We start from the raw sequence: 22,526 nt of genomic DNA on the forward strand, positions 1-22,526 counted from the left end.
ACTTAACGCGGCTGCTCCGGGAACGGGCGGCCATACTTTCGATCCGCTTCCGTACCCCAATACCCTACTGGCTCGAACTGCCGCTCGACGAGCTGCTGGAGTGGATAGACATAGGCGAGGAAATAGGCGGTGAAAACCGATGAAAACATATGAAATAGCGTACCGATTAGGAGGCCAACTACAGGCCTCCTTTTTACGTTCTATGAGCGGTGCCGGTGCCGAGCTGGAGAAGGTTTACAACCAGTCAACGAAGCTCGACAAACGACTACGTAATAATAGCGCCGCCTTTGATAATCTCAAATCCAAGATGGCTAAGACAGTGGCCGGACTCGGCGTTGGGGCCTTTGCGATGTCCAGTTTTAAAAAGGCGATAGACTTCGAGCAGCAAATTTCCAGCATCCAGGCTGTCAGCGGGATTGCCAAGGACGCGATGGGTGAAATTGAGCAGTTGGCTTTGGACATGGGGGCGAAAACGAAATATTCCGCCCTTGAAGCTGCCCAGGGTATCGAAGAGTTGGTCAAGGCCGGCCTTTCCACCGAAAAAATCAAAGGCGGCGGCATCGAGGCGGCATTGAACTTGGCAGCAGCCGGGGGCCTTGAGCTTGCAGACGCGGCCGAGATTATGTCCACGGCCATGAACGCATTCCGGGGCGATGCAATGGAAGCGTCGCATGCTGCTGACATGCTGGCTGGAACCGCCAACGCTTCAGCGACGAACGTGATGGAATTGAAGATGGCACTTTCCCAGGCTTCCGCTGTCGCTTCGGGGGTAGGCTTGTCATTTGACGATACGAATGCCGCGCTGGGGCTATTTGCAAACAATGGCCTGAAAGGTAGCGATGCTGGTACATCGTTAAAAACGATGCTGCTGAACCTTACGCCGGTTACTGCCGACGCAATCGGCGAGTTCGAACGGCTTGGCTTGATGACATTCGACGCAACCAAAGCCTTGCAGTTCTTGCAATCTCAAGGCGTCAAGCCGGCATCTACAGCAACGCGCGATGTCGTCGATGCGATGATGACCTACAGCGCCAAAATAGCAGGCGCGAAGGTCGGAAGCGATAAGGCTAATAAGGCATTCCGTGAGATGGCGTTCAACGCCGGCGCTATGAGCAGCGTATTCTACGACGCCAAGGGCAATATGCAGAACCTTGAAGTCATTTCAGGAGAGCTTAACAAAGCACTCAAAGACCTAACATCTCAGCAACGCCAGGTTGCGCTCAAAACGATGTTCGGGACGGACGCCGTTCGGGCCGCGAACATCTTGTACAAAGAAGGGGCCGAGGGCGTTCGGAACTTTTATGCGGAGGCCAGCCGGGTCACGGCCTTGGAGGTTGCGACCACGCGCCTGGACAATGCAAAGGGGTCGGTTGAACTGTTCAGGTCTGCAGTGGAAACGCTCCAAATCACGGCCATGAAAACGCTAAGCCCATCCCTCAAGAAGGTAGCCGACCTGGGGACTGAAATCGCGTCCAAACACGGGAAGGCCGTCATGGTCCTCGGCGGAATGGCTGCAGCAGCCTACCCGATCACAAAGGTTACACGCGGCGTGATAGGACTTACCCGGGCTATCGGCGGCGCGGGTGTGGCTCTGCGGCTGCTGAGTGGACCGGTAGGCTGGGCGATTACGGCAGCCGGGGCCGTGGCTGGAGGGATCTATATGATATCGACCCGGAGCCGGCGAGCCAAAGAAGACCTGATTCAGCTTGGAAAGAAAATGGAAACCGCGTTAGGGAACTACAAGGCGGCTGACGGCCAGTTGAAGAAAATGGACGAGCTTTTAACTGAATATGACCGCCTGAAACGGAAAATCGACGAGGCAAAGGCACCGGCGGAGGAATTAGCGAATGCCCGGGCAAAGTTACAAAAAGTTGAGCAGCAGTTGATCGACATGAACCCGAATATACTGAAGTCTGAGGGTGCCAAAACCGAAATATCTCGCGAGCAGGCTGGAATAGAACGTGATAAATTGAAGATGAAACAGCAGGCTGCAAAATTAGATTTACAAGCTGCGGTAATCGAAGCTGAATCGGAAATGCCTGAACAAAAGAAGCTGTATCAGGAAGCCGTAGAGGAACAAAAAAAGTGGGAAAACGAGTATCGCACAGGAATAGAAAGAGCACAAAAGTTAATTAAGTTTAGGGAGCGGGCCCAGAAAATACAATCAGATAGAGAGCATAGAATAATAGATTCTAAGAAAGAAGACGAGCTTTTGCGGCAACTCGCAAAGGAAGTAATCGAAGAAACCGGAATATCATCTGGCGGCATTTCAACAACGACGGAAGCCCTACAAAAAAGTCTGGATGAAGTTATCGAAAAATATAATGAAGCCAATCAAAAAAAGGAAGAAGCTGAACAAAACGTCAAGGAACTTTCGGACGCAGCAGTGACGGCCTTCAACAATTTTAAAAAACTCGCTGAAATCGAAGCTGGTCTTGAGATTCCAATAGAAGAAGCTGCGAAAAAGTATAACGAGCTAACGACAGATCAGAAGGCAAACACCGAGGCAGTAATCAAAAAAATTCACGAGTTTGCTCGAAATCTTGCCGGGTTGCCAGATGAGAAGAAAATAGAGATAAAAACCTTATTCACCCAAATCGGCTTAGGGCCCCCTTCTCTTGAGCAACTAGTTTCCCGCATGGAATCTTTTGGGAAACCCAAAGAGAAAGTGGAAGCCTATGAAGACGGTGGAATCGGAACCAAGCCACATATGGGGATCTTCGCTGAGAAAGGTCCGGAAGCCTATATCCCATTGGCAACTAACAAGCGAAGCCGCGCATTGTCTCTGTATGACAAGGTTGGAAAGGCCTTGGGCGTCCGGGATTACAGCACCGGCGGGCTTAGGTCGAAATTGGAAAGCCCAAATTTAGCGGCAGTTCCAGCAGCGAGCGCCGGAAATGTAACGATCGGCGATTTGCATATCACGATCCAAGGCAATGCCGACGATAAGGCCATTGCAGAGCTACGCCGCGAGTTGGATCAGTATAAGCGTAACCTTTTGGGAGCCATCCAAGAAGCAACCCGCCAGAAAGGACGTGTCAGCCTTGCGTAGATACATTACCACCCAGGGCGACACCTGGGACATTATCGCCCTGCAGCAGATGGGTAGCGAGACGCAAATGGCCGTACTGATGGACGTCAATCCCGACTACATCGATACGGTCATTTTTGGTTCCGGCGTCGAGCTGCAGATTCCAGAGCCGCAACAGGAGGCGGACGCCGACCTGCCGCCGTGGAGGGAGGATGACGAAGATTGAGAAAGACGACCGTACACGTCACATACAACGGCAAAAAGGTAACAAAAACTTTCACCGGAAAGATCGTTTCAGCTATATACTCCGACGGCTCAAGCGGAGAGCTGGACGATCTTTCTTTGGTTGTTGAGGACCGCGCCGGCCAGTGGATCAGCTCCTGGGCTCCACGCGAGGGCGACAAGGTCCATCTTGCTATTGAGACGGCCGACCAGGTTAAGCCTGGCGTCGTAAAAAAATTCAACCTGGGCACGTTTTTCGTTGACGAACTGGAAGTGACGGGACCGCCTTCACTCGTTACGATCCGGGCGACGTCCCACCCGGCAGCCAATGAAATCAAACAGACCAAGCGAACGAAGGTCTGGGAAAAAGTCACCTTGAAGCGCATTGCTGAGGACATAGCAAAGCGCGGCGGTTTGAAGCTTGTATACGACGTCAAGTTCAACCCGTCCTATGACCGCATTGACCAGACCGAGCAGACGGATACCGCCTTCTTGTACCAGCAGGCCGCGAAAGAGGGCGTTGGGATCAAGGTTGCAAACGGGACGCTCGTCCTGTTCGATGAAGCAACCTACGAGAAAAAGGCTCCGCAGGTGACGATTGACATCGCCGCCGGCCACGCCGTCGATTATTCGTTCCGCTGGGCGTCGAGCAACACCCGGTATGTCGCGTGCCAGGTGTCCTACACGACGCCCAAAAAGAAGAAGACTATTTCCGCCACGTACCGAGTCCCAGGAGCGCCGAAGAGCGGACCGGTGCTGAAACTGAATCAGCAGGTTGATTCCGAGGCGGAGGGGCTACGTGTGGCGCGCAATGCCCTCCGGGACAAGAACAAGGAGGCGGGCCGGGCGCAACTGACCGTAGTCGGTGATCCCCGCCTGATGACGGCCACCACGATCAAGCTCCTGAGCATCGGCCAGTTCTCGGGGACATACATCATAGATTCGGCGACGCATCAGATCGATTCCGGAGGATACACAACCCGCCTGGAAATCCGGCGAACATTGGGGTGGTGATGAGTATGAACCAACGAACAGTCAAAATCGGAACAGTTACGGCGGTATCGCCGGAAGTAGGCGCGGTACGCGTGTCCTTTTTCGATGAGGATTCCGCTGTGTCCGCCTTGCTTCCCGTCATCATGCCGCCAGGTGTCACGCAGTTGCCGAAATTAAAGGATACCGTCGTCTGTGTGTTTCTATCGGCAGCCACGAACGACGGTTTTTGTCTTGGGGGCTGCTATTACATCCAGGGGGAGCAACTGCCGTCTGCAGCCCCGGCCGCCGTCCATGTTGCCAAGGTGAGCGGTACGGCTGCCAGCGCCCCATATCCGGACGGCTGGAAGGCGGAAGATACATTTATCCTCGGGTTGCGCGGCGTGGTCAAGGGGCAGCCGCAGGAGCTGACCGGCTACAAAGCTGTCTACTCCAGCAGCGGCATCGACATCGAGGCTCCGCCGGATAGTACGCTTGCGGCCGTGATGCTAGGGAGGGCTGTCACATGATCGGTAGCCTAGGACCTATCAATTTCTTAGTAACAGCTCACAAAATCCGTACCTTTGATAACTTCAGCCGCTCGGGCGAATACCGCTTTGCAGAAATTGAGGTATTGGGGAAAAGCCCGGTCCTGCAGCCGATTGGCCCAGGACTCGATGAGGCGCGTCTAACAATACGGCTTGACTACCTTTTCGGCATCAACGTCCGGAACGAAGTCAGCCAGCTCACGAAGCTACATCGTGCCGGCAAGCCGCATGCTCTGACGATAGGCGGTTCACCTATCGGTCGTTACCGTTGGGTCATTACTCACTTGGAGCAGGCTTGGGAGCGCATCGATGCGCAGGGCCGGCTACTTACAGCAGACATAGATATCCAATTAAAGGAGTATTTGAAATGAAGGTGAACTTTCATCCGGCCACACGGGCCGAAGAGATCGATCAGAATGTCCGCTGCATTGTGGACACCGTGGCCGGCACCGTGCCGCTTGACCGGGCTTTCGGTCTCGACGTCCCGCAGGACGTGCCGGCTCCATTTCTTGAGTCTCAACTTACGATGCGGGTAATTGAGGCGGTCCAGGAGTATGAACCGCGCGTGGAGGTTACCGGCGTCACGGTAGAGCCTGGGGAGGGTGGGAAAGTATACCCTCGTGTGGCTTACAACTTGATTGAGGAGGAGGCGGAGGACGTTGGCGCTGATTGATCTTCCTGACATACAGTTTGTAGACATTGACGTAAACAAGACCGTCCAAAATATGATTACGAGTTATGAGGCGTTATCTGGTCGCAAGCTGTATCCAGCGGACCCGGTTCGCCTCTTTTTATTGTCCATTGCTCAGCTCATCGTACAGCAGCGCGTGGTGATAAATCATACGGCCAAGCAAAACCTGCTCCGCTATGCAACTGGTGACTATCTGGACCACCTCGGCGCGATGGTCGAGACGGAGCGGCTGCAGGCGGAGCCCGCGAAGACAACGGTACGATTCCACCTGTCTGCACCGCGGCCGGAAGCGGTGCTCATCCCGGCGGGCATCCGGGTGAGTCCAGGCGGAGAGCTGTTCTTTGCGACCGTCACAGTCGGTGAGGTCAAGCCGGGCGCGTTGCATGTCGATGTGCCGTGCGAATGTCTGGCGCCGGGACTGACGGGCAACGGCTTTATCCCCGGCCAGATCAATACGCTGGTGGATCCGCTGCCGTGGGTTGACCGGGTGGAAAACCTGACGGAGAGCAGCGGCGGAACAGACCGGGAAGACGATGACCGATACCGAGAGCGGATCTATACGTCGCCGGAACGCTTTTCCGTCGCGGGGCCAACCGGCGCATACGAGTATTGGGCGAAATCCGCGAACAAGGATATCATGGATGTCCTGGTATGGTCCCCTGCTCCTGTCGAGGTGGAGATCCGGGTGTTGATGCAGGGCGGGGAGCTACCAACCCAGGACGTGCTCGATGCCGTTTACGACATCTGCAACGACAAACGAGTTAGGCCCTTGACCGACAAAGTCAGCGTCTTAGCCCCGGATGTCGTCAGCTACGACATCGATCTTACGTACTGGATCGACAGCCGCAACGCGACGGACGCCGCGAACATTCAGGCCCGCATACAGCAGGCCGTTGAATCGTATATCCACTGGCAAAAAGCCCGTATTGGTCGCGATATCATTCCGTCAGATTTGATTCGCAGGGTCATGAATGCCGGCGCTCGCCGTGTAGACGTGCGTTCCCCGGTCCATTCCGTCGCCGGAAAGACGCAGGTTGCCATTGCCTCCGCGCCGAAGGTGACGTATGGAGGGCTGGAAGATGATTGATATCGGACAGATCCGGTTGGTTGACCTCATCCCCCCGAATCTCCGGGAGGATGAGAATGTGAGGGCTGCGGCCGAGGCGATCGACACCGAGCTGCGAGCAGTGACAGAGCTCATGCCCTCCGTTGCGATACTCCATCACATCGACACGCTGGATGAGCAGTGGGTAGACGAGCTTGCATGGCAGTTTCACGTGGATTTCTATGACCCGTCGCTGCCTATCGAGCAAAAGCGCGAGCTAGTCAAAAACTCGCTTGCCTGGCACCGGCGGAAGGGCACACCGTCGGCGGTAGAGGAACTGGTGAGGACTATCTTTCACAGTGGCGATGTGGTGGAGTGGTGGGAATACGGCGGTGAGCCCGGATACTTCCGGGTTATCGTAACTGATCCATCCGCAACCCATGAGCGCGCCAAGGAGTTTCTGGCCGCTGTAAACTCCGTCAAAAACACACGCTCATGGCTGGAACGAATCGAGATCATCACGGCCGAGGATCTGAATTTGTATTTTGGAAACGCCCTGCACATGGGTGAATATCTGACAATAGAACAGGTGGTGTAACATGGGGGCATTTGGTGGAATGATTATCACGAATAAAGGACGTGCCCTGCAAGCAAAAGCGCAAACGGGAATCGAGTTGAAATATACTCGCATCAAAGTCGGGGATGGCAAATTAGGAGGGCAGTCGATACCGACCCTGAACAATCTAATCAGCGCGAAAAAGTCCCTTGATATCAAAAAGCTCGAAGTGCGCCCGGACGGTAAGGCGGTTGTCGGGACTATGCTTTCCAACGCGGGGTTGCAATCAGGGTTTTACTTTAGGGAAATTGGCGTGTTCGCGCAGGATCCCGACGTTGGGGAAATTATGTTTTGCTACGCCAATTCTGGAGATAATGCGGAGTACATCCCGCCCGAAGGTGGACCGGACGTCATAGAAAAATACATTGATGCGGTTACGATCATACAGAACGCCCAGAATGTCAGTGCGGTAATTGATGGCTCCTTAGTATACGCAACCAATAAGGAGATGGAGGAAAAGGTAGCGAAAGCCTTGAATGAGGCGAAAGCATACACCGATCAGAAAGTGGATGATATTGACCTATCTAATATCACGCCCGAATCTATCGGAGCCGCCAAGCAGGCAGACCTGGACGCACACGCGACTGACGCGGTGAAGCATATTACGGCGGCGGAGCGGACGTCATGGAATGCAAAGGAAACTACTGATGGAGCCCAGGAAAAAGCAAACCAAGCCGAGGCAAACGCCAAAAATGCCAGCCTGCCGCGCTCAGGCGGCACAATCACGGGTGGGTTAGTCGTAAACGGTGCGCTGACAGTCCAATCGCGCAACGTCCTTGAGGAGATCGATAATGTAAAGTCATCTGTCGTTGACGGTAAGGGGAAGGTCGCGGGGGCCATCAACGACAAAGGCGGCGGGCCAGTCTCCGCGAATAGCACTTTTGACCAACTGGCTGCTGCAATCACGGGTATGCAGGAGGCAAGGGGCAACCTCGCGCTAACAAGCGCGTTTTTTGATATGCTCAACAGTTATACCGGCATTAGCGTGATGTTTATCAATAAGGATAATAATATCGTACTAATCCGACAAACATCATCAGGTGATCCACCAAGGTTTCAGTCAGAACTACATGAGGTGTCGCCAAACGGAACTGTTGTGAGGGCAGTACATCTGGGCGCTCCACAAGCGCTCCCGCCGAGGAGTTTTGCGGTAGGTGATGATGTTGTGCTTGTTACGACGGAAGACCTTGCAGGCAATGGGTTCTATGAGGTATATGACCATGCAGGTACACTTATATCAAAAAGCCAGGTATCTTACTTGGATGTTCTTAGAACACATGCAATTACTCGGGATGGTTCCATATTCATTGCTCAAAGTGGAAACCCTGTTAGGGTTGTAAACCAATCGGGCACAGCCTATTTTTCAATGCCAGACGGCAGTGGTAATGCCTACGAATTTGTTTTCCTTAGCAAGACAAAATTATATGTGGCGCGACAAGACTCACCGACTTCACGCAAACACACACTTATCACACGGGATGGTTTATCCTTCAGCTACGAAATGGCAGCGAGGGGGACAGGAATTACGGGAATTGTTAACTTTCTTGGAGCACACGCATACAGAGATTAGGAGGGCTAACATGATTGGAGTAAAGATTACAAATGTTATAGGTCCGAGAGGCGGTAACTGCAATTACAAAGGACTTGACCCGGAGAAGTTTGTACCCGGGTCCCAAGTGTACCCCTCAGGAACAAGGGATTTTTACGTCATCACGGAGCAGGAGGATATCCCGGAACACGAGGATATTTTGCTCATCACAACTGAAGAATATGAGGCAGTTTATGAAGCTGAACGGGTTAAGCAGAGTGAACCCGGACCCATTGAGAGATTGCAAACTGAAAACGAAGAATTACGCAAACAGATCGACGCAATGCAACTAGCCCTCATGGGTATGGTGGAAGCAGGAGGTGGTACACAATGAGAAGCCCGTTCTATGCTTTTCTTGTTGACTGCTGGAAAAAGGGATTTGCAGACGAAACGAAGCTGCAATCCTACGTACCCCGGTACATCTCCGAAGAAGAGTGTGCCGAGATAATCGAAACGGAGAAATAAGCGCCTGCCCTATGGTATGGCGCTATATTTATGCCCTCGGGATACCCGGGGGCTATTTCATTTGAGGGGGTTGGGCATGGAGTTTTCAGCGATCATAGCAGTCGCTGCGGCCATCAGCGGTATTGCTTTGGGATGGTTGGGGCGAGCGAGAACAATTAAACAGGATATTGCACAGGAAGCTAGTACTGATGCTGTGCAACGTGCTGATGTTGAATACATCAAAAGAGGTGTAGACGACATCAGGGCGGACGTGAGGATGCAAGGGCAGCGTGTGGACGGATTGTATGAACGTGTCACAAGGGTTGAGGAATCCACGAAGCAGGCACACAAGCGTATTGATCGCTTGGAAGAAAAATAGAAGGGATGATGTCGAATGGATTGGGAACTAATTTTCAAACTGATCGACCCGGCTGTATTCGTAGTTGTTGGGGCCTGTTGGGTGATTGGGTACATGTTCAAGCAAACGCCGCTGGTGCCTGATTGGAGCATCGTGTACATCGTTGTTGTGCTGGCCGTGGTGTTTACGATTGGAACGATTGGCTGGAGCGTTGAGGCGCTAATACAGGGCATTTTAGCGGGGGCGTTTTCGGTGTTTGGGCACCAAGCCATTAAACAAGCCAAGAAGAGAGGCGGAGAAGAATGAAAAAGGTATGGATCGACGCAGGCCACGGTGGAAAGGACTCGGGGGCCAGCGGAAACGGAGTTGTCGAAAAGGAGATCGCATTACGTGTGGCCACCGAGACGGCGCGCCGACTGGAACGGGAATACGAGGGCGTCCAATGTCTGCTCTCACGCTCCACGGACGTCTATTTGACGCTGCGGGAGCGGACTGACCGGGCGAATGCTGCCGGCGCCGACATCCTGATTAGCATCCACTGCAACGCCGGCGGCGGCGCTGGTGGATTTGAATCATACATGTACAACGGTACGAAAGACGCTGCCACGGTGGCGCTGCAAGACGTGCTGCACACGGAGATCATGCAGCGGCTGCAACCGTTCGGGGTCAATGATCGCACACAGAAGAAGAAGGATCTGCACATGTGCCGGGAATCCCGTATGCCAGCCGTCCTAACCGAAAATCTCTTCGTGGATGTGCCCGCCGACGCGGCGCGGCTCAAACGGTCAGAAGTGATTGAGGCGATTGTTGCCGGCCATGTGACCGCGGTTGCGAAGTATTTGAAGCTGCAGCCGAAGAAAGCACAGCAGCCGCCAGCGAGCGGAGCGACCAACATCATTGGCCCAGCATCGGCCACGGTTGAGCAAGCCAAGGCTTGGGCGAAGTCGAAGAATGCCCCAGCCGAGTTTGTCGATCTGGCCGATCTATACTGGCAACTAGCGCCGCAGCGCGGGGGAGTGGACCCGGCAATCGCTTATGTACAGTTCGGTCATGAAACTGGGTTTTTGTATCGTGACGGGGTTAGCGCAGCGGGCATAGATGCGAGCTATCACAACCCATGTGGCCTCAAAGTCACGGCCGGCGGAGGAGACTATGAGGCCAGCGCGCACAAACGATTCCGAGATTGGCGGGAAGGCATAACGGCCCACCTTGACCATCTGGCCTTGTACGCAGGAGCTTCTGGATATCCGAAAAAGGATACGCCAGATCCAAGACATTTCGTGTACTTGCATGGCACAGCTAAGACGGTGCAGGAGTTAGGCGGTAAATGGGCGCCTTCTGCTTCATATGAACGAAAATTATTGGATTATTTGGAGGAGGTACAAGCATTGGAAAAACCGAAGCAGCCGGACTATGCCGGCCATTGGGCAGAGGCGTCGATCCGTAGAGTCATGGACGCCGGCATTATGAATGGTCGGGGGAATGGATTCGCGCCGAATGAACCGATTACGCGGGCTGAAATGGCCGTTGTAGCCGATCGGCTCTTGAAGCAGATGGGGAAATAAGCACTGGTGAAAAGGATCTCTGCTGGCATTGTGCTGGTGGGGACTCCTTTACCTACGCAATTACTTTCATACCCTATAATAAAAATTCCTTTAAATGGAAGGAGATCATAAGAATATATCGAATATATATATATATTTAGAAGGAGGTGGTATTTAATGGGAAAAACATAAAAAATACTTTGGTGCAAATCTAAACGGAAGAAATCTATCTTTGAAAAGAAAAAACTATTAACCAAAATAAGGAGGCTCATAAGTATGATTTTATCTTTACTTAGAAAAGCCACGGTTTCAGTACTTTCAGTTGCTCTGTTATTATCTATAGTTTCTCCATTCTCTGTTTTTGCTTCTACACATGATTTAAGTCATCCCACAGATAAAGACACCCAACAGAATCGGTTGATTTCCATAAAACCGCCGCGTGATTTTGGTGAAAATGTTTCAACTATGGGGCCTAAAACCAAGGGTCTGATAAAGGTAATTCAAGCACTCAATGATAGAGGAAAAAAACTAGTTGATTTGGCCATTAAATACAATTTAATTGATGAACAAACAGGAAAAACATTGGTAAATAATTCGAAGCGAATTGTAAACTTTTTAACTAAATTAGATGGAACTGCCGAGGATATTGCTAGTAAAACTAGAGAGCAATTACCCCAATGGCTGCTAGATAATACGGACATTAAAAACACAAAGGTAGCTCAAAATATTGCAAAGGTCATAGCTTGGGCTATTCGTGCTGCTGATTGGTTACTTCTCTAGTATTATGTTATAACTAGTATATAAAATTGAAGATTCCCACCTGGCCTCGCCGGTTATTTCTGCGGGGCCTCTCTTCATTTGTACAGTGTTATAAAAATTAAAAATTCACTTTACATATTTGCACAATATCGTATGTTTACTTTACATCGAAAAATGTAAATTAGCTCTGCTGGTTTTATGCTGGCTGGGCCTTTTATCTCAAAGAGCCCCGGGAGTAGTCCCGAGGCTTTAATTATTGAATAAGAACAAAGGTTCGTGTATTATGAAATCATATACAAACTAAGGAGGATTATCATGGCTAAAAAGACAAAACCCAAAAGACCGAGCAGAGACGAATTTGAATTGGAGGAATTGGGAAATCAACTTACGGAAGCGTACGACGAAAAATCCACAGTCTCCCTTGCTGTTTGGGGACGTGAGGAGAGGGTTATTGGTAGGGTGGTTGAAATGGACGCTCGGACGCGATTAATACATATATCAAGGTACGGAGAAATTACGAAAGTTCCGTTTATGGATATTATGAGAGTTGAACATTATAGTGATTAAAAGCCCTGGCACTATGCCAGGGCTTTTCCTTTACCCACAACTTCCCCACAAAAATGATGCTAAACCGTGCTATTCGATGCCTAACCATGCATACCTAAAAATCCCGAGAAGCCGCTCTACTACAGCATTTTTGCAAAACGTGCACATCGTTGCATAACCGCTATGAATTTTATCCGCAAATTCAAGAAAGAAACCGGACATACGCCGGGACAATACCGGAAGCTGTATGGAACCAGAGGTCATTCCACCGAGATTGAGGGGTAGCGAGGAAATAGGCATAGGCAGGCATTTTCTCCGCAGGGAGAAGGTGTCTGCCGTTTTTTATTGTCAAGTTAGGGGATGTGTCGATTTTGTGATGCAAGCGTTCACATCAAAAATGACCTATTTTCTCATGTAGACGAGAGCGAAATGACAGCGCTTTATAAGGAAAAGGCTTCTTGTTGAGAGGCGAAGATGTAGAAGTTGACCGTGCGGAATCGACATATTTACGGACAGATGGGCCGATGGCTACAATTTGTGTAAGCGTTAGCAAGGCGCGAGACAGCCAAACTGACCGCGCACTCTATAGACATCAAGACTATTGCCTATCATTTGAGAGGAGGGAGTGGAGACGATGCAAGGAAACGCAGACAGCGCTCTTGCGATGAACATGCCGGCCTCCAAAAAGAAATCGGTATGGAAGCGCATGGCGCAAACATGGGAATTGTATCTTTTTATCGCCCCTGCATTTCTTTATTTTCTTATCTTCCACTACGGTCCCATGTACGGGATTCAAATCGCATTTAAAAACTTTATTCCGGCCAAGGGGATTACGGGAAGCCCTTGGGTAGGGTTTGATCATTTTGAGCGGTTTTTTAACTCCTACTATTTCTGGGATCTGCTGTGGAATACGCTCAGCATCAGCCTGTACGAGCTGGCCATCGGGTTTCCGCTTCCTATCATTCTTGCATTGGCATTCAATGAAGTCAAAGACGGCTTCTTCAAACGAACCGTGCAAACGGTTACGTACGCTCCGCATTTTATCTCCGTTGTCGTCATGGCGGGTATTATCATTACCTTCTTGTCGCCATCGACCGGGATTATCGTTCATATTATCGAGTTTCTTGGCTTCGAGCCTGCCGCCTTCCTGACGGACCCGAGATGGTTCAAAACGGTCTATGTCCTGTCGGGCGTATGGCAGAGCACCGGGTGGGGAACCATCATCTATCTGGCCGCGCTCTCCGGCGTCGATCCGCAGCTTCACGAGGCTGCGATCATGGATGGCGCAAGCCGCTGGCAGCGCATCTGGAATATCAATATTCCGACCATCGTGCCGACGATTACGATTTTGCTGATTCTGAATATGGGCAGCATTCTCGGGGTGGGCTTCGAGAAAATCTTGCTCCTCCAGAACCCGCTCAACATGGAAGCATCGGACGTCATCTCCACCTTCGTCTATCGTTCGGGTCTGGTCGATGCCCAGTACAGCTTCTCCACCGCTGTCGGCTTGTTCAACTCGGTGGTTAACGCTATCTTGCTCATTACAGTCAACCAAATCGCGCGCCGCACAAGCGAAACGAGCTTGTGGTAGGAAGGAGGGAGCAGCAGATGGCTTCTGCCGTGAAAGAAACGAGAGCGGATAAAGTATTCGTCTTCTGTAACTATATCTATCTGATATTGGCGTTCGTTATCGTCGCCTATCCGATTATCTATATCATCAGCGCATCTATCAGCGATCCGAAGCTGGTCAATTCGGGGGAAATGTGGTTGCTTCCGAAAGGGATTACGTTCGAAGGGTATGCGCGGGTATTCGCTAACGCCAAAATCTGGTCCGGGTATAAAAACACGATTATTTATACGGTTGTCGGCACCTTGGTCAACCTTATCGTGACTCTGCCCGCGGCGTACGCCTTGAGCCGCAAAGACTTCGTCGGACGCAACTTCTTCATGGGCATGTTCATGGTGACGATGTTCTTCGGCGGCGGGCTTGTTCCGGGTTACTTGCTCGTCAAAAAGCTGGGTCTGATCAACAGCATGTGGGCCCTGATTCTGCCGGGCGCGGCCTCGGTCTGGAATATTATCGTGGCGCGGACGTTCTTCCAGTCCACGATACCGAACGAGCTTCAGGAGGCCGCGCAGATTGACGGCTGCACCAATATGAGGCTGTTCATCAAAATTGTGCTTCCGCTGTCGGCGCCGATTATTGCGGTCATGGCCCTGTTCTACGGGGTAGGCCACTGGAACAGTTACTTTGGAGCCTTGATTTATTTGAATGATGAAGCGAAGTATCCGCTGCAGATGATTCTGCGCCAGATTCTCGTTCTGCAGGAGATGTCGGCCGAGACCACCGGCGCGGCGGTCAACAGCTCGGTCGCCGCTGCGCTGAACAATAAGGCGGAGGTCGCTTCTCTCATCAAGTATGCCGTCATTATCGTCTCGACCTTGCCGGTCATTGTCGTCTACCCGTTCCTGCAGCGCTATTTCGTGCAGGGCGTCATGATTGGTTCCGTCAAAGGCTGATGTTCGCCGCATCAGCCGACCGCTTCACTCTTCATCGGATAATAACGAAGACTTCCAGTCTTTGCTTATTATATGTGCTTCACCCGGTAACGTATAATGAACACAAAAGGGAGGATCTACGCATGCAAAAGCTTAAAAAGACGTGGGCCATTCTGCTGTCCATGACGATGCTCTTCACCCTGCTGGCGGCCTGCGGCTCTTCGGACAAGCCTGCGGCAGAAGGCAACAGCGGCAACAGCGAATCCGCAAGCGAGGTCAGCAAGGAAGGCTTCCCGATCGTCAACGAACCGATTACGTTGACGATGATGGGGCAAGATGTCGGGATTCAGAACTGGCAGGACATGGCCTTCTTCAAGGAGATGGAGAAGAAGACGAACATTAAGTTCGAATTCCGCAATGCGCCGGCTGATAGCTTCGATACAAAGAGAAACCTCGTGTTCGCGAGCGGAGACTATCCCGATGTATTCTTCTCCGGACAGCTTCAAGCTTCCGATGAAGTCAACTATGGCGGCCAAGGCGTGCTCATTCCGCTGGAAGGTTTAATTGACGAGTACGCCCCGAACCTGAAGAAAATTCTTGACGAAAATCCGGATATCCGCAAATCGATTACAACGCCGGACGGACATATTTATTCCCTGCCGAACATCGACCTCGATGCCGGCTGGTATAGAGGACCGTTGTGGTACAACGGCAAGTTTTTGAAAGCGCTTGGCATGGAAGTTCCTAAAACGATCGATGAGCTGTACACCTATCTGAAGCGCGTCAAAGAGGAAGATCCGAATGGCAACGGCAAGCAAGACGAGATTCCGCTTGCTTCCGTCAAGCTGGACGATCTCCGCATGTGGCTGCTCGGCTCATGGGGCATTTACAACGAAGTTATCTATTCCGATACCCAGGACAAAGTTCACTATACGCCAATGGAGCCAGGCTACAAGGAATACTTGACGTTCCTGAACAAGCTGTGGACCGAAGGCTTGCTTGACAAAGAAACGTTCTCGCAAACCGACGAGCAGAAAAAAGCGAAAGGGAAGAACAACCAGCTTGGCCTCTTCTCTGACTATCATGCTTACTTCACGCTCGGCGGCGAGCCAAGCATGGATGATCCGATGTACCGTCCGGTCGACAGCGACGTGAAGGCCGTAGCCGCGAAGCATCCGGGTCTGGCGAAAGGCGCCTTTGCGATTACGAACAAAAACCAGCATCCGGAAGCGACGATGCGTTGGGTAGACTATCTGTACTCGACGGAAGGCGCCGAGCTGCTCAGCAACGGTCCGGAAGGCATTCTGTGGGAGTATGTGAATAAGGATGACCATACGAAGAAATGGCTGGACGTGCCTGGCGGCGGCGACCGCGAAGAGTATCGCGCGACGCTGACTCCGGACAACGGCGTCGTCGTTCCGAAGATTACGAATGAAGACACGAAGCGCGGCTTCTCCGGCGAATTCGACGCATGGCTGAAGAAAGAAACCGAGGAAAAGATCCTTCCTATCGCGAAGGTTCCGATCCCGAGCGTATACTTGTCGCAAGACGAGCAAGCGGAAGTATCCAGCATCCGTTCCGACCTGGATACGTACGTGAAGCAGATGGAAGCGAAATTCGTAACCGGCCAGGAGCCGTTGACGAACTGGGATAAATATTTCGAGACTTGCAAAAAGATGGGCGGCGACCGCATCGTGGAAATCTATCAAGCGGCGTACGACCGATGGAATACAGGGAACTAAACCGTTATGTGTAAAGAGCCCCGGGGGTGAATGCCTCCGGGGTTCCGTTTATTTTTGGCACGATGCTCATTTTTATCTAATTTTAAGGTTCGGTTCAGTTTTCTTTAATGTAGCCATTATATTCTGATTATGGACCGAATGACAGATGAGTTCTTGCAAAGGAGGGTTGCCCTGCATCGATTGAACCTTGGACAGCCGGATTTCATCCGTTGAACAAGGACATCCGTTTCATCTTTCTCATGGTTTACAGTTTACCCCTAGAACATAATATAGGCCGCGTCGCTTGCGATGCGGCTCTTTTTTTATTTTGAGCGCAAGTCGGCCCTGCGGAATCTTCTCGAGCTGTATAAATAGGCTCGATCCTGATGAATGGCGCTCGTATAGGATGCCCGCGCAGCCGGCTTGTTGCCTGCTGGAGCGGTTTTTTTTCATTTTAACCGCCGGGGGCTGGTTCACATGATTCCGGCGATTTTGACATGCGGGCTCGTGTTTGTCTCCCTGCAGGTGTTGAACAAAATCGAGCTTAATTATCTGGTAGCGGACAAGGCGCTGTCGGTGGAAGTGACTTCTTACGGAGGTCCGGAGACGCTCGGCACGATATCGAAGCAGTTGATGGCCGAGCGGGTGGAAATCAGGAACATGAACGTGGCCGATGCGGAGACGCCGGGTCCGATCGAGGGTTCAGCGCCGCCGCTGCAGATGACGATAACGATTGTGATGCCGAAAAAGAAGCCAATGAGCGATCTGGTTGAACGGTTGAAGGCGATACCGGGCGTCACAGCCGTAAAAATAGAGTAACCCTATGAGGTGGGGAAAGTGAGAGGGTACAATGCCGACAAGTGAGACGATACATCCGAAGAAATTGCACGGCGGGGCGGCCGCGGCGAAGCGAAGCGGGATCGGCGCGATAAGCCGCGTGGAGGAGCTCGACAGAGGATATCTCTGCATCGGGGACAGGGGGAATTTGGCGCTGTCCTTTCTCGATGAGCATCTGTTCCGCGTCAAGCTGACGTTCGATGCTTGTCCGGACTGGACGACAACGCCCGGCGTATTGCCATGGGAGAAGACGATACAGGCCAGCCGGGAAGATACGGAGCGCGGCTTTCTTTTCACCACGAAGAAGCTGTCGGTGCGGATTGATGCCGAGGATGGTTCCATCACGGTAACCGATGCCGAAGGCAAAGTGATCGGCCGGCAGACAGCGTTCAGCTGGGATGCGCGCGGCGGGGTGACGGGCTGCTTCGCGATGGACGAGCGCTCTCATTTTTATGGTCTGGGGAAAAGACTAGCTATCTCGACAAGCGCGGAGAGAGCTATACGATGTGGAATACCGACGTGTATGCGCCGCATGTGCCGGAGATCGAGGCTTTATATCAGTCGATCCCGCTGCTGCTGCATGTCCATGACGGGACAAGCTGCGGCATTTTTCTCGATAACCCGGGACGGACTGCCTTCGATATGCGATCCCGGACCGATGTCTTTTCGATTGAAAGCAAGACGGGGGATTACGATTACTACTTCATCTATGGCCCCGAATTGAAGCAGGTCATCTCCTGCTATACGGCATTGACCGGGCGGATGCAGATGCCGCCGAAGTGGGCGCTTGGCTACCACCAGTCGAAATACAGCTACAAAAGCGAAGAAGAAGTGATGGCTCTGGCGCGCGCCTTCCGCGACAAGCGCATACCATGCGACGTGATTCATCTCGATATTCACTATATGGACGAGTACCGCGTCTTCACGTTCGATAGCGACCGATTCCCGCAGCCGCGGAACATGATTTCCGAATTGAAAAAAATGGGGTTCCATATCGTTCCGATCGTCGATCCGGGGGTCAAGCAGGATCCGAAATATCCGGTCTGCCGTGAAGGAGTGCTGGAGGACCGCTTCTGCAAAAAGCTCGAAGGCGAGGAGTACTTCGGCGATGTATGGCCGGGCCGGAGCGCCTTCCCGGACTTCACCAAGCAAGAGACGGCGGCCTGGTGGGGAGATCTGCACCGCTATTATACCGATATGGGCATCGGCGGCATCTGGAACGATATGCCTGCCGCGGCTTCATCGGACTGCGGTATCAGCTGATGCCTTATCTCTATACGCTGTTCCATGAGGCGGCGCAGACGGGCATTCCGGTGATGCGGCCGCTGCTGCTGGAATTCCGGAGGATCAGCACTTATATAATCTGTGCGATCAGTTCCTGCTGGGCCGCGATCTGCTCGTAGCGCCGATCTGCCGGCCGGATACGGAGCACCGGACGGTCTATTTGCCGGAGGGCGAGTGGTTCGATTACTGGACGGGCACGCCGTATACCGCGGACAGCATCTGACGGTACATGCCCCGCTGAATACGATGCCGCTGTTCGTTCGGGGCGGCGCGATCATTCCGCATGAGCCGCTGAAGCAGCATGCGCCCGATCAGACGGAGGCGTTGCTGCTGTTCCATCTGTACGGCGGGGCGCCGGCCTCGTCCTCTGTGCTCTATGAGGATGACGGCTTGACGTATTCTTATGAGAAGGGCGCCTATAATTTGCTTCGCGTGGAGGCGGAATGCACCGGCCGCGGCTTTAAGCTCGGCTACGAGTATGAGCGCAAAGGCTATGAGCCGGTTCCCTGCAAGCTGTGCTTCTATCTTCATGGCCTCGATCCCGATGCGGTCACGGTCGAAGGGCTTGAGCGGCTGGCATCGAAGCCGGAAGGCGATGCCGAGAGCTGGTATGCGGATGAGCGTCGTCATGGCGTCGTCATTGCGGTTCGGGATGACCAGATCGGCCGGGTTATCGATTTGAAGTGGTAATGAGAAAGAGGGCGGTGTTTTCGCCCTCTTTGGCTATCATGAATCGGATGTGGAATATCTTCTCCGTTGGGTTGATTGGCGCACGATCAGCTCGGAAGGCAGCGTGACCGTTTTATTTTTATTGATACGCTCCGGGTCGTCCATCAGCTCGATGAGCATTTCCAACGCTTCCAGTCCGAGATGCTCCCCGCGAATCGTCGTGCAGGTGATCGATGGCGAGATCTTGTTAAGGAATGCCGCATCGTTGAAGGCGATGATGCCGACATCCTCCGGCACGCGCAGATTGCGATCCCGGCAATATTTCAATACGCCGAGCGCCAAGACGCTGTCCGCGGCGATTATCGCGTCGAAGGATCTGCCTCCGGAGCTGTATTCGTCCAGAGCGGCGATCATATCCTCTTCTTCCGAGCCGCACAACACGACGCCGTCGTCTCCCGCCTCCAGGCCGTTGCTGTGCAGCGCCTGCCTGTACCCCCCGATCCGGTCGCGCACGACATCGACGTCCAGACTTTCCGTCAGGAATACGATCCGCCGGTACCCCTCGTCCAGCAAATGCTGGGCCGTGACATATCCGTCCCGAAAATTATCGCTATGAATGCAAAAAATATTGTGCTGCAGGCTGCGCCCGATCATGACGAACGGAATGGAATGCTGCTGCAGGCTTTGAATGAGCGAGCTTTTGTCCGCCGACATGACGCCGGATAATATAAAGCCGTCCACTTTTTTGTTCCGGTACAGCGTCAAGCATTTCTCGATTTGCTGATCGACCGAGCGAAAGGCGGAAATCTGCAGGTCATATCCGTATTTTTGAGTCGCGTTGGATAAACCAAGGAGCACATTGGAATAGTACGGATTGCCGAAAATTTCGCTAGGTTCGCGCGCGATCGTATAACAAATCGTGCGGGACTGGGCAGCCGATGCGTTCGGCTTCGCCTTGGGGCTGGGCACGTACCCGAGCTCCCGGATCGCTTTCTGTACTTTTTCATTCACTTCGGAGGATGTGTTTCCTTTGCCCGTAAGAACCCGCGATACGGTCGCCGGCGATACACCCGCTGCACGTGCTATATCTCTTACCGTTGGCACGTCCCCGCCTCCTCTTCTCCGGAATCATCATAGCTGCCATTCCTGTTCTGGCTCATCATTTTATAATACGATGAAAGCGAGCGGCAATTCAACTTGACGGCATAGAAAAAGCTGCCGCATGCGCAGGCGCAATACGGGCAGCTTGTTGATCTCACGATGGATATCACGATGACGGAATTACTTGTGAAGCACTTTATCGACGAGGCCGTATTCCAGCGCCTCTTCAGCCGACATGAAATAATCGCGGTCGGTGTCTCTCTCGATCCGTTCGAGCGGCTGGCCCGTGCGCTCCGCCAAAATATGATTCAGCTTGTCGCGCATCTTCAGAATGCGGCGGGCGCGAATCTCGATATCGGACGCTTGCCCTTCGGCTCCGCCCAGCGGCTGGTGAATCATAATCTCGCTGTTCGGCAGCGCGAACCGCTTGCCCTTCGCTCCGGCATTCAGCAGGAAGGCGCCCATCGACGCCGCCATGCCGACGCAGATCGTCGATACATCCGGCTTGATATGCTGCATCGTATCGTAAATGGCCATCCCTGCGGTAATGGAGCCGCCGGGGCTGTTGATGTACAGATGAATATCCTTGTCCGGATCATCGGCTTGCAGGAACAGCATTTGAGCGATGATCGAATTGGCTACCATATCGTTCACTTGGGAGCCGAGAAAAATAATGCGGTCCTTCAGCAATCTGGAATAAATGTCGTACGACCGTTCGCCTCGATTCGTCTGCTCGACAACTATTGGAACGTAACTCACGATAATCCCTCCTCAGCATCAATAACATTAAATATATCCAATTCACGGCCCCTTAAACACGATATGCATTCGCCGCGAATGAGAAGAACCGTATCTTTACTATAGCGGATTGTCAGTCAAAAGTCAAAGATGGTCAAACTGTTTTTTTCAGCTTTTTTTGAGCAACGAATCGGGCGGATGCGTGTATCATTTTTTGCAGAGCAACCGGAACGTGTCAAAAAATGAGCATCAATAAGTGAACGTTTCCGTGCCATTGAGGCGTGACCTACAATGGGAGCACAAAGGAGGTGACGCCAATGTCAGCAGGAGCACCCTCATCTATTCGCGATCCTCGCGCCAGCGGGAGATGGAGCCGCATCGGGAGAACGCTGTGGAACGAAAAGTATTTATGGCTGATGGCCCTGCCCGGCCTGCTGTTCTTCGTCATTTACAAATATGTGCCGATGCTCGGAGTCGTAATCGCTTTCAAGGATTACAACATGATGCTCGGCATCTGGGACAGCAAGTGGGTCGGCTTGAAGCATTTCTACCGCATCTTCGAGAATCCGGATATCGGGCGCATTTTTTTGAACACCTTGATTATCAGCCTGTATCAGATTGTGTTTGCCTTCACGATTCCGATATTTCTGGCGATTATGATCCATGAGGTAACGCAAAGGGCGTTCAAGCGGGTGCTGCAAACGGTCTTTTACATGCCGCACTTTCTGTCCTGGGTCGTCGTGGCGGGGATCTTCTATCTGATGTTCCAGAGCGATGGCGCCGTGAACAACATGCTGGCCGATATGGGAATGTCGAAAATCGATATTTTGTCCAATCCCGACAATTTCCGGTTCATGCTGGTGATGCAGGTCATCTGGAAGGAATCCGGCTGGGGGACGATCATTTATTTGGCGGCGCTGTCCAGCATTGACGTCGAGCTGTATGAGGCGGCGAAGATGGACGGGGCCGGACGGCTGCGCCAGATCTGGAATATCACGCTGCCCGGCATCCGCAGCACGATCGTCGTCCTGTTCATCCTGCGGCTCGGCAGCGTACTGGATGTCGGCTTCGAGCAGATCTTCCTTATGCTGAACCCTTCCGTGCGGGACGTCGGGGAAGTCATCGAGACATATGTCTACCAAGCGGGGGTCGTCAACGGCAACTTCAGCTTCTCGACCGCGGTCGGGCTGATGAAGGGCTTGATTGGGCTTATCCTGATCTACGGGGCCAACAAGCTGGCGAAGCGGATGGGGGAGCGCGGCGTATTTTAGCGCGGGTTGCCTCCAATGTTGTAAGTGCTTACATCATAGAATGCC

At 52.6% G+C, this 22,526-nt stretch carries 27 protein-coding genes; 24 read left to right on the top strand and 3 right to left on the bottom strand.

The features are described from left to right. Positions 1 to 2: 2 nt before the first annotated feature. Positions 3 to 149, bottom strand: a complete 147-nt coding sequence (locus OCY70_RS28755; RefSeq protein ID WP_213431422.1) for a hypothetical protein — start codon at positions 147 to 149, stop codon at positions 3 to 5. Here OCY70_RS28755 and OCY70_RS28760 point away from each other — a divergent pair. From OCY70_RS28760 to OCY70_RS28870, 23 genes are all read left to right on the top strand, one after another. Continuing rightward, positions 140 to 3,052: a phage tail tape measure protein gene (locus OCY70_RS28760; protein ID WP_261945032.1), complete on the top strand. Its 2,913-nt coding sequence runs from the start codon at positions 140 to 142 to the stop codon at positions 3,050 to 3,052. The genes OCY70_RS28755 and OCY70_RS28760 overlap by 10 nt on opposite strands. Continuing rightward, on the top strand, positions 3,045 to 3,257 hold the full coding sequence (locus OCY70_RS28765; protein ID WP_213431496.1) for a tail protein X: 213 nt from the start codon (positions 3,045 to 3,047) through the stop codon (positions 3,255 to 3,257). The genes OCY70_RS28760 and OCY70_RS28765 overlap by 8 nt, the downstream gene beginning before the upstream one ends. After that, positions 3,254 to 4,267 (top strand): phage late control D family protein, encoded by a 1,014-nt coding sequence (locus OCY70_RS28770; protein WP_261944615.1) that lies wholly within the window; start codon positions 3,254 to 3,256, stop codon positions 4,265 to 4,267. The genes OCY70_RS28765 and OCY70_RS28770 overlap by 4 nt, the downstream gene beginning before the upstream one ends. 5 nt (positions 4,268 to 4,272) lie before the next feature. After that, positions 4,273 to 4,752 (top strand): hypothetical protein, encoded by a 480-nt coding sequence (locus OCY70_RS28775; protein WP_213431544.1) that lies wholly within the window; start codon positions 4,273 to 4,275, stop codon positions 4,750 to 4,752. Beyond that, the gene (locus OCY70_RS28780) at positions 4,749 to 5,141 is read left to right on the top strand and encodes a phage tail protein (protein ID WP_261945031.1); all 393 of its coding nucleotides are present in this window, start codon (positions 4,749 to 4,751) and stop codon (positions 5,139 to 5,141) included. Before OCY70_RS28775 ends, OCY70_RS28780 begins: the two co-directional genes overlap by 4 nt. After that, positions 5,138 to 5,443 carry a GPW/gp25 family protein gene (locus OCY70_RS28785; RefSeq protein WP_261945030.1) on the top strand — a complete coding sequence of 102 codons (306 nt, stop codon included), beginning with the start codon at positions 5,138 to 5,140 and terminating at the stop codon, positions 5,441 to 5,443. Before OCY70_RS28780 ends, OCY70_RS28785 begins: the two co-directional genes overlap by 4 nt. Beyond that, positions 5,430 to 6,548 (top strand): baseplate assembly protein, encoded by a 1,119-nt coding sequence (locus OCY70_RS28790; protein WP_261944618.1) that lies wholly within the window; start codon positions 5,430 to 5,432, stop codon positions 6,546 to 6,548. The genes OCY70_RS28785 and OCY70_RS28790 overlap by 14 nt, the downstream gene beginning before the upstream one ends. After that, the gene (locus tag OCY70_RS28795; protein WP_213431570.1) at positions 6,541 to 7,104 is read left to right on the top strand and encodes a phage tail protein I; all 564 of its coding nucleotides are present in this window, start codon (positions 6,541 to 6,543) and stop codon (positions 7,102 to 7,104) included. The genes OCY70_RS28790 and OCY70_RS28795 overlap by 8 nt, the downstream gene beginning before the upstream one ends. Before the next feature lies 1 nt (position 7,105). Beyond that, complete coding sequence (locus tag OCY70_RS28800) at positions 7,106 to 8,692, top strand: phage tail-collar fiber domain-containing protein (RefSeq protein ID WP_261945029.1); 1,587 nt, start codon at positions 7,106 to 7,108, stop codon at positions 8,690 to 8,692. A gap of 10 nt (positions 8,693 to 8,702) precedes the next feature. Next, the gene (locus OCY70_RS28805; RefSeq protein ID WP_261945028.1) at positions 8,703 to 9,044 is read left to right on the top strand and encodes a hypothetical protein; all 342 of its coding nucleotides are present in this window, start codon (positions 8,703 to 8,705) and stop codon (positions 9,042 to 9,044) included. Between the two features lie 207 nt (positions 9,045 to 9,251). Next, the gene (locus OCY70_RS28810; RefSeq protein ID WP_213431411.1) at positions 9,252 to 9,533 is read left to right on the top strand and encodes a hypothetical protein; all 282 of its coding nucleotides are present in this window, start codon (positions 9,252 to 9,254) and stop codon (positions 9,531 to 9,533) included. 15 nt (positions 9,534 to 9,548) lie between these two features. Next, positions 9,549 to 9,818: a phage holin family protein gene (locus OCY70_RS28815; RefSeq protein WP_213431412.1), complete on the top strand. Its 270-nt coding sequence runs from the start codon at positions 9,549 to 9,551 to the stop codon at positions 9,816 to 9,818. Further along, on the top strand, positions 9,815 to 11,077 hold the full coding sequence (locus OCY70_RS28820; RefSeq protein ID WP_213431413.1) for an N-acetylmuramoyl-L-alanine amidase: 1,263 nt from the start codon (positions 9,815 to 9,817) through the stop codon (positions 11,075 to 11,077). The genes OCY70_RS28815 and OCY70_RS28820 overlap by 4 nt, the downstream gene beginning before the upstream one ends. A gap of 255 nt (positions 11,078 to 11,332) precedes the next feature. Then, on the top strand, positions 11,333 to 11,836 hold the full coding sequence (locus OCY70_RS28825; RefSeq protein WP_213431414.1) for a hypothetical protein: 504 nt from the start codon (positions 11,333 to 11,335) through the stop codon (positions 11,834 to 11,836). Positions 11,837 to 12,130: 294 nt separating this feature from the next. After that, positions 12,131 to 12,382, top strand: a complete 252-nt coding sequence (locus OCY70_RS28830; RefSeq protein WP_213431580.1) for a YolD-like family protein — start codon at positions 12,131 to 12,133, stop codon at positions 12,380 to 12,382. A gap of 613 nt (positions 12,383 to 12,995) precedes the next feature. After that, complete coding sequence (locus OCY70_RS28835) at positions 12,996 to 13,952, top strand: ABC transporter permease (RefSeq protein ID WP_213430706.1); 957 nt, start codon at positions 12,996 to 12,998, stop codon at positions 13,950 to 13,952. 17 nt (positions 13,953 to 13,969) lie between these two features. Next, positions 13,970 to 14,881 (top strand): carbohydrate ABC transporter permease, encoded by a 912-nt coding sequence (locus OCY70_RS28840; RefSeq protein ID WP_213430705.1) that lies wholly within the window; start codon positions 13,970 to 13,972, stop codon positions 14,879 to 14,881. A 122-nt stretch (positions 14,882 to 15,003) separates the two neighbouring features. Further along, the gene (locus OCY70_RS28845) at positions 15,004 to 16,602 is read left to right on the top strand and encodes an extracellular solute-binding protein (RefSeq protein ID WP_213430704.1); all 1,599 of its coding nucleotides are present in this window, start codon (positions 15,004 to 15,006) and stop codon (positions 16,600 to 16,602) included. 456 nt (positions 16,603 to 17,058) lie between these two features. Beyond that, positions 17,059 to 17,400: a hypothetical protein gene (locus OCY70_RS28850; RefSeq protein WP_213430703.1), complete on the top strand. Its 342-nt coding sequence runs from the start codon at positions 17,059 to 17,061 to the stop codon at positions 17,398 to 17,400. A gap of 522 nt (positions 17,401 to 17,922) precedes the next feature. Further along, on the top strand, positions 17,923 to 18,681 hold the full coding sequence (locus OCY70_RS28860; RefSeq protein WP_249725558.1) for a TIM-barrel domain-containing protein: 759 nt from the start codon (positions 17,923 to 17,925) through the stop codon (positions 18,679 to 18,681). Beyond that, positions 18,681 to 18,821 carry a glycoside hydrolase family 31 protein gene (locus OCY70_RS36380; RefSeq protein ID WP_249725557.1) on the top strand — a complete coding sequence of 47 codons (141 nt, stop codon included), beginning with the start codon at positions 18,681 to 18,683 and terminating at the stop codon, positions 18,819 to 18,821. Before OCY70_RS28860 ends, OCY70_RS36380 begins: the two co-directional genes overlap by 1 nt. Then, positions 18,812 to 18,925, top strand: coding sequence for a glycoside hydrolase family 31 protein (locus OCY70_RS36385; protein WP_249725559.1), 114 nt, complete (start codon positions 18,812 to 18,814; stop codon positions 18,923 to 18,925). The genes OCY70_RS36380 and OCY70_RS36385 overlap by 10 nt, the downstream gene beginning before the upstream one ends. Continuing rightward, on the top strand, positions 18,877 to 19,392 hold the full coding sequence (locus OCY70_RS28870; protein WP_249725556.1) for a DUF5110 domain-containing protein: 516 nt from the start codon (positions 18,877 to 18,879) through the stop codon (positions 19,390 to 19,392). Before OCY70_RS36385 ends, OCY70_RS28870 begins: the two co-directional genes overlap by 49 nt. Before the next feature lie 36 nt (positions 19,393 to 19,428). Here the strand turns inward: OCY70_RS28870 and OCY70_RS28875 are convergent, their stop codons facing one another. Both OCY70_RS28875 and clpP read right to left on the bottom strand, forming a co-directional pair. Then, positions 19,429 to 20,475 (bottom strand): LacI family DNA-binding transcriptional regulator, encoded by a 1,047-nt coding sequence (locus tag OCY70_RS28875; protein ID WP_213430702.1) that lies wholly within the window; start codon positions 20,473 to 20,475, stop codon positions 19,429 to 19,431. A 177-nt stretch (positions 20,476 to 20,652) separates the two neighbouring features. After that, positions 20,653 to 21,231: an ATP-dependent Clp endopeptidase proteolytic subunit ClpP gene (gene clpP / locus OCY70_RS28880; RefSeq protein ID WP_168182529.1), complete on the bottom strand. Its 579-nt coding sequence runs from the start codon at positions 21,229 to 21,231 to the stop codon at positions 20,653 to 20,655. A gap of 296 nt (positions 21,232 to 21,527) precedes the next feature. Here clpP and OCY70_RS28885 point away from each other — a divergent pair, with 296 nt between their 5' ends. Then, positions 21,528 to 22,481 (top strand): ABC transporter permease, encoded by a 954-nt coding sequence (locus tag OCY70_RS28885; protein ID WP_213430701.1) that lies wholly within the window; start codon positions 21,528 to 21,530, stop codon positions 22,479 to 22,481. Positions 22,482 to 22,526: the final 45 nt, after the last annotated feature.

Source organism: Paenibacillus melissococcoides (assembly GCA_944800085.1).
Lineage (GTDB): Bacteria > Bacillota > Bacilli > Paenibacillales > Paenibacillaceae > Paenibacillus_B > Paenibacillus_B melissococcoides.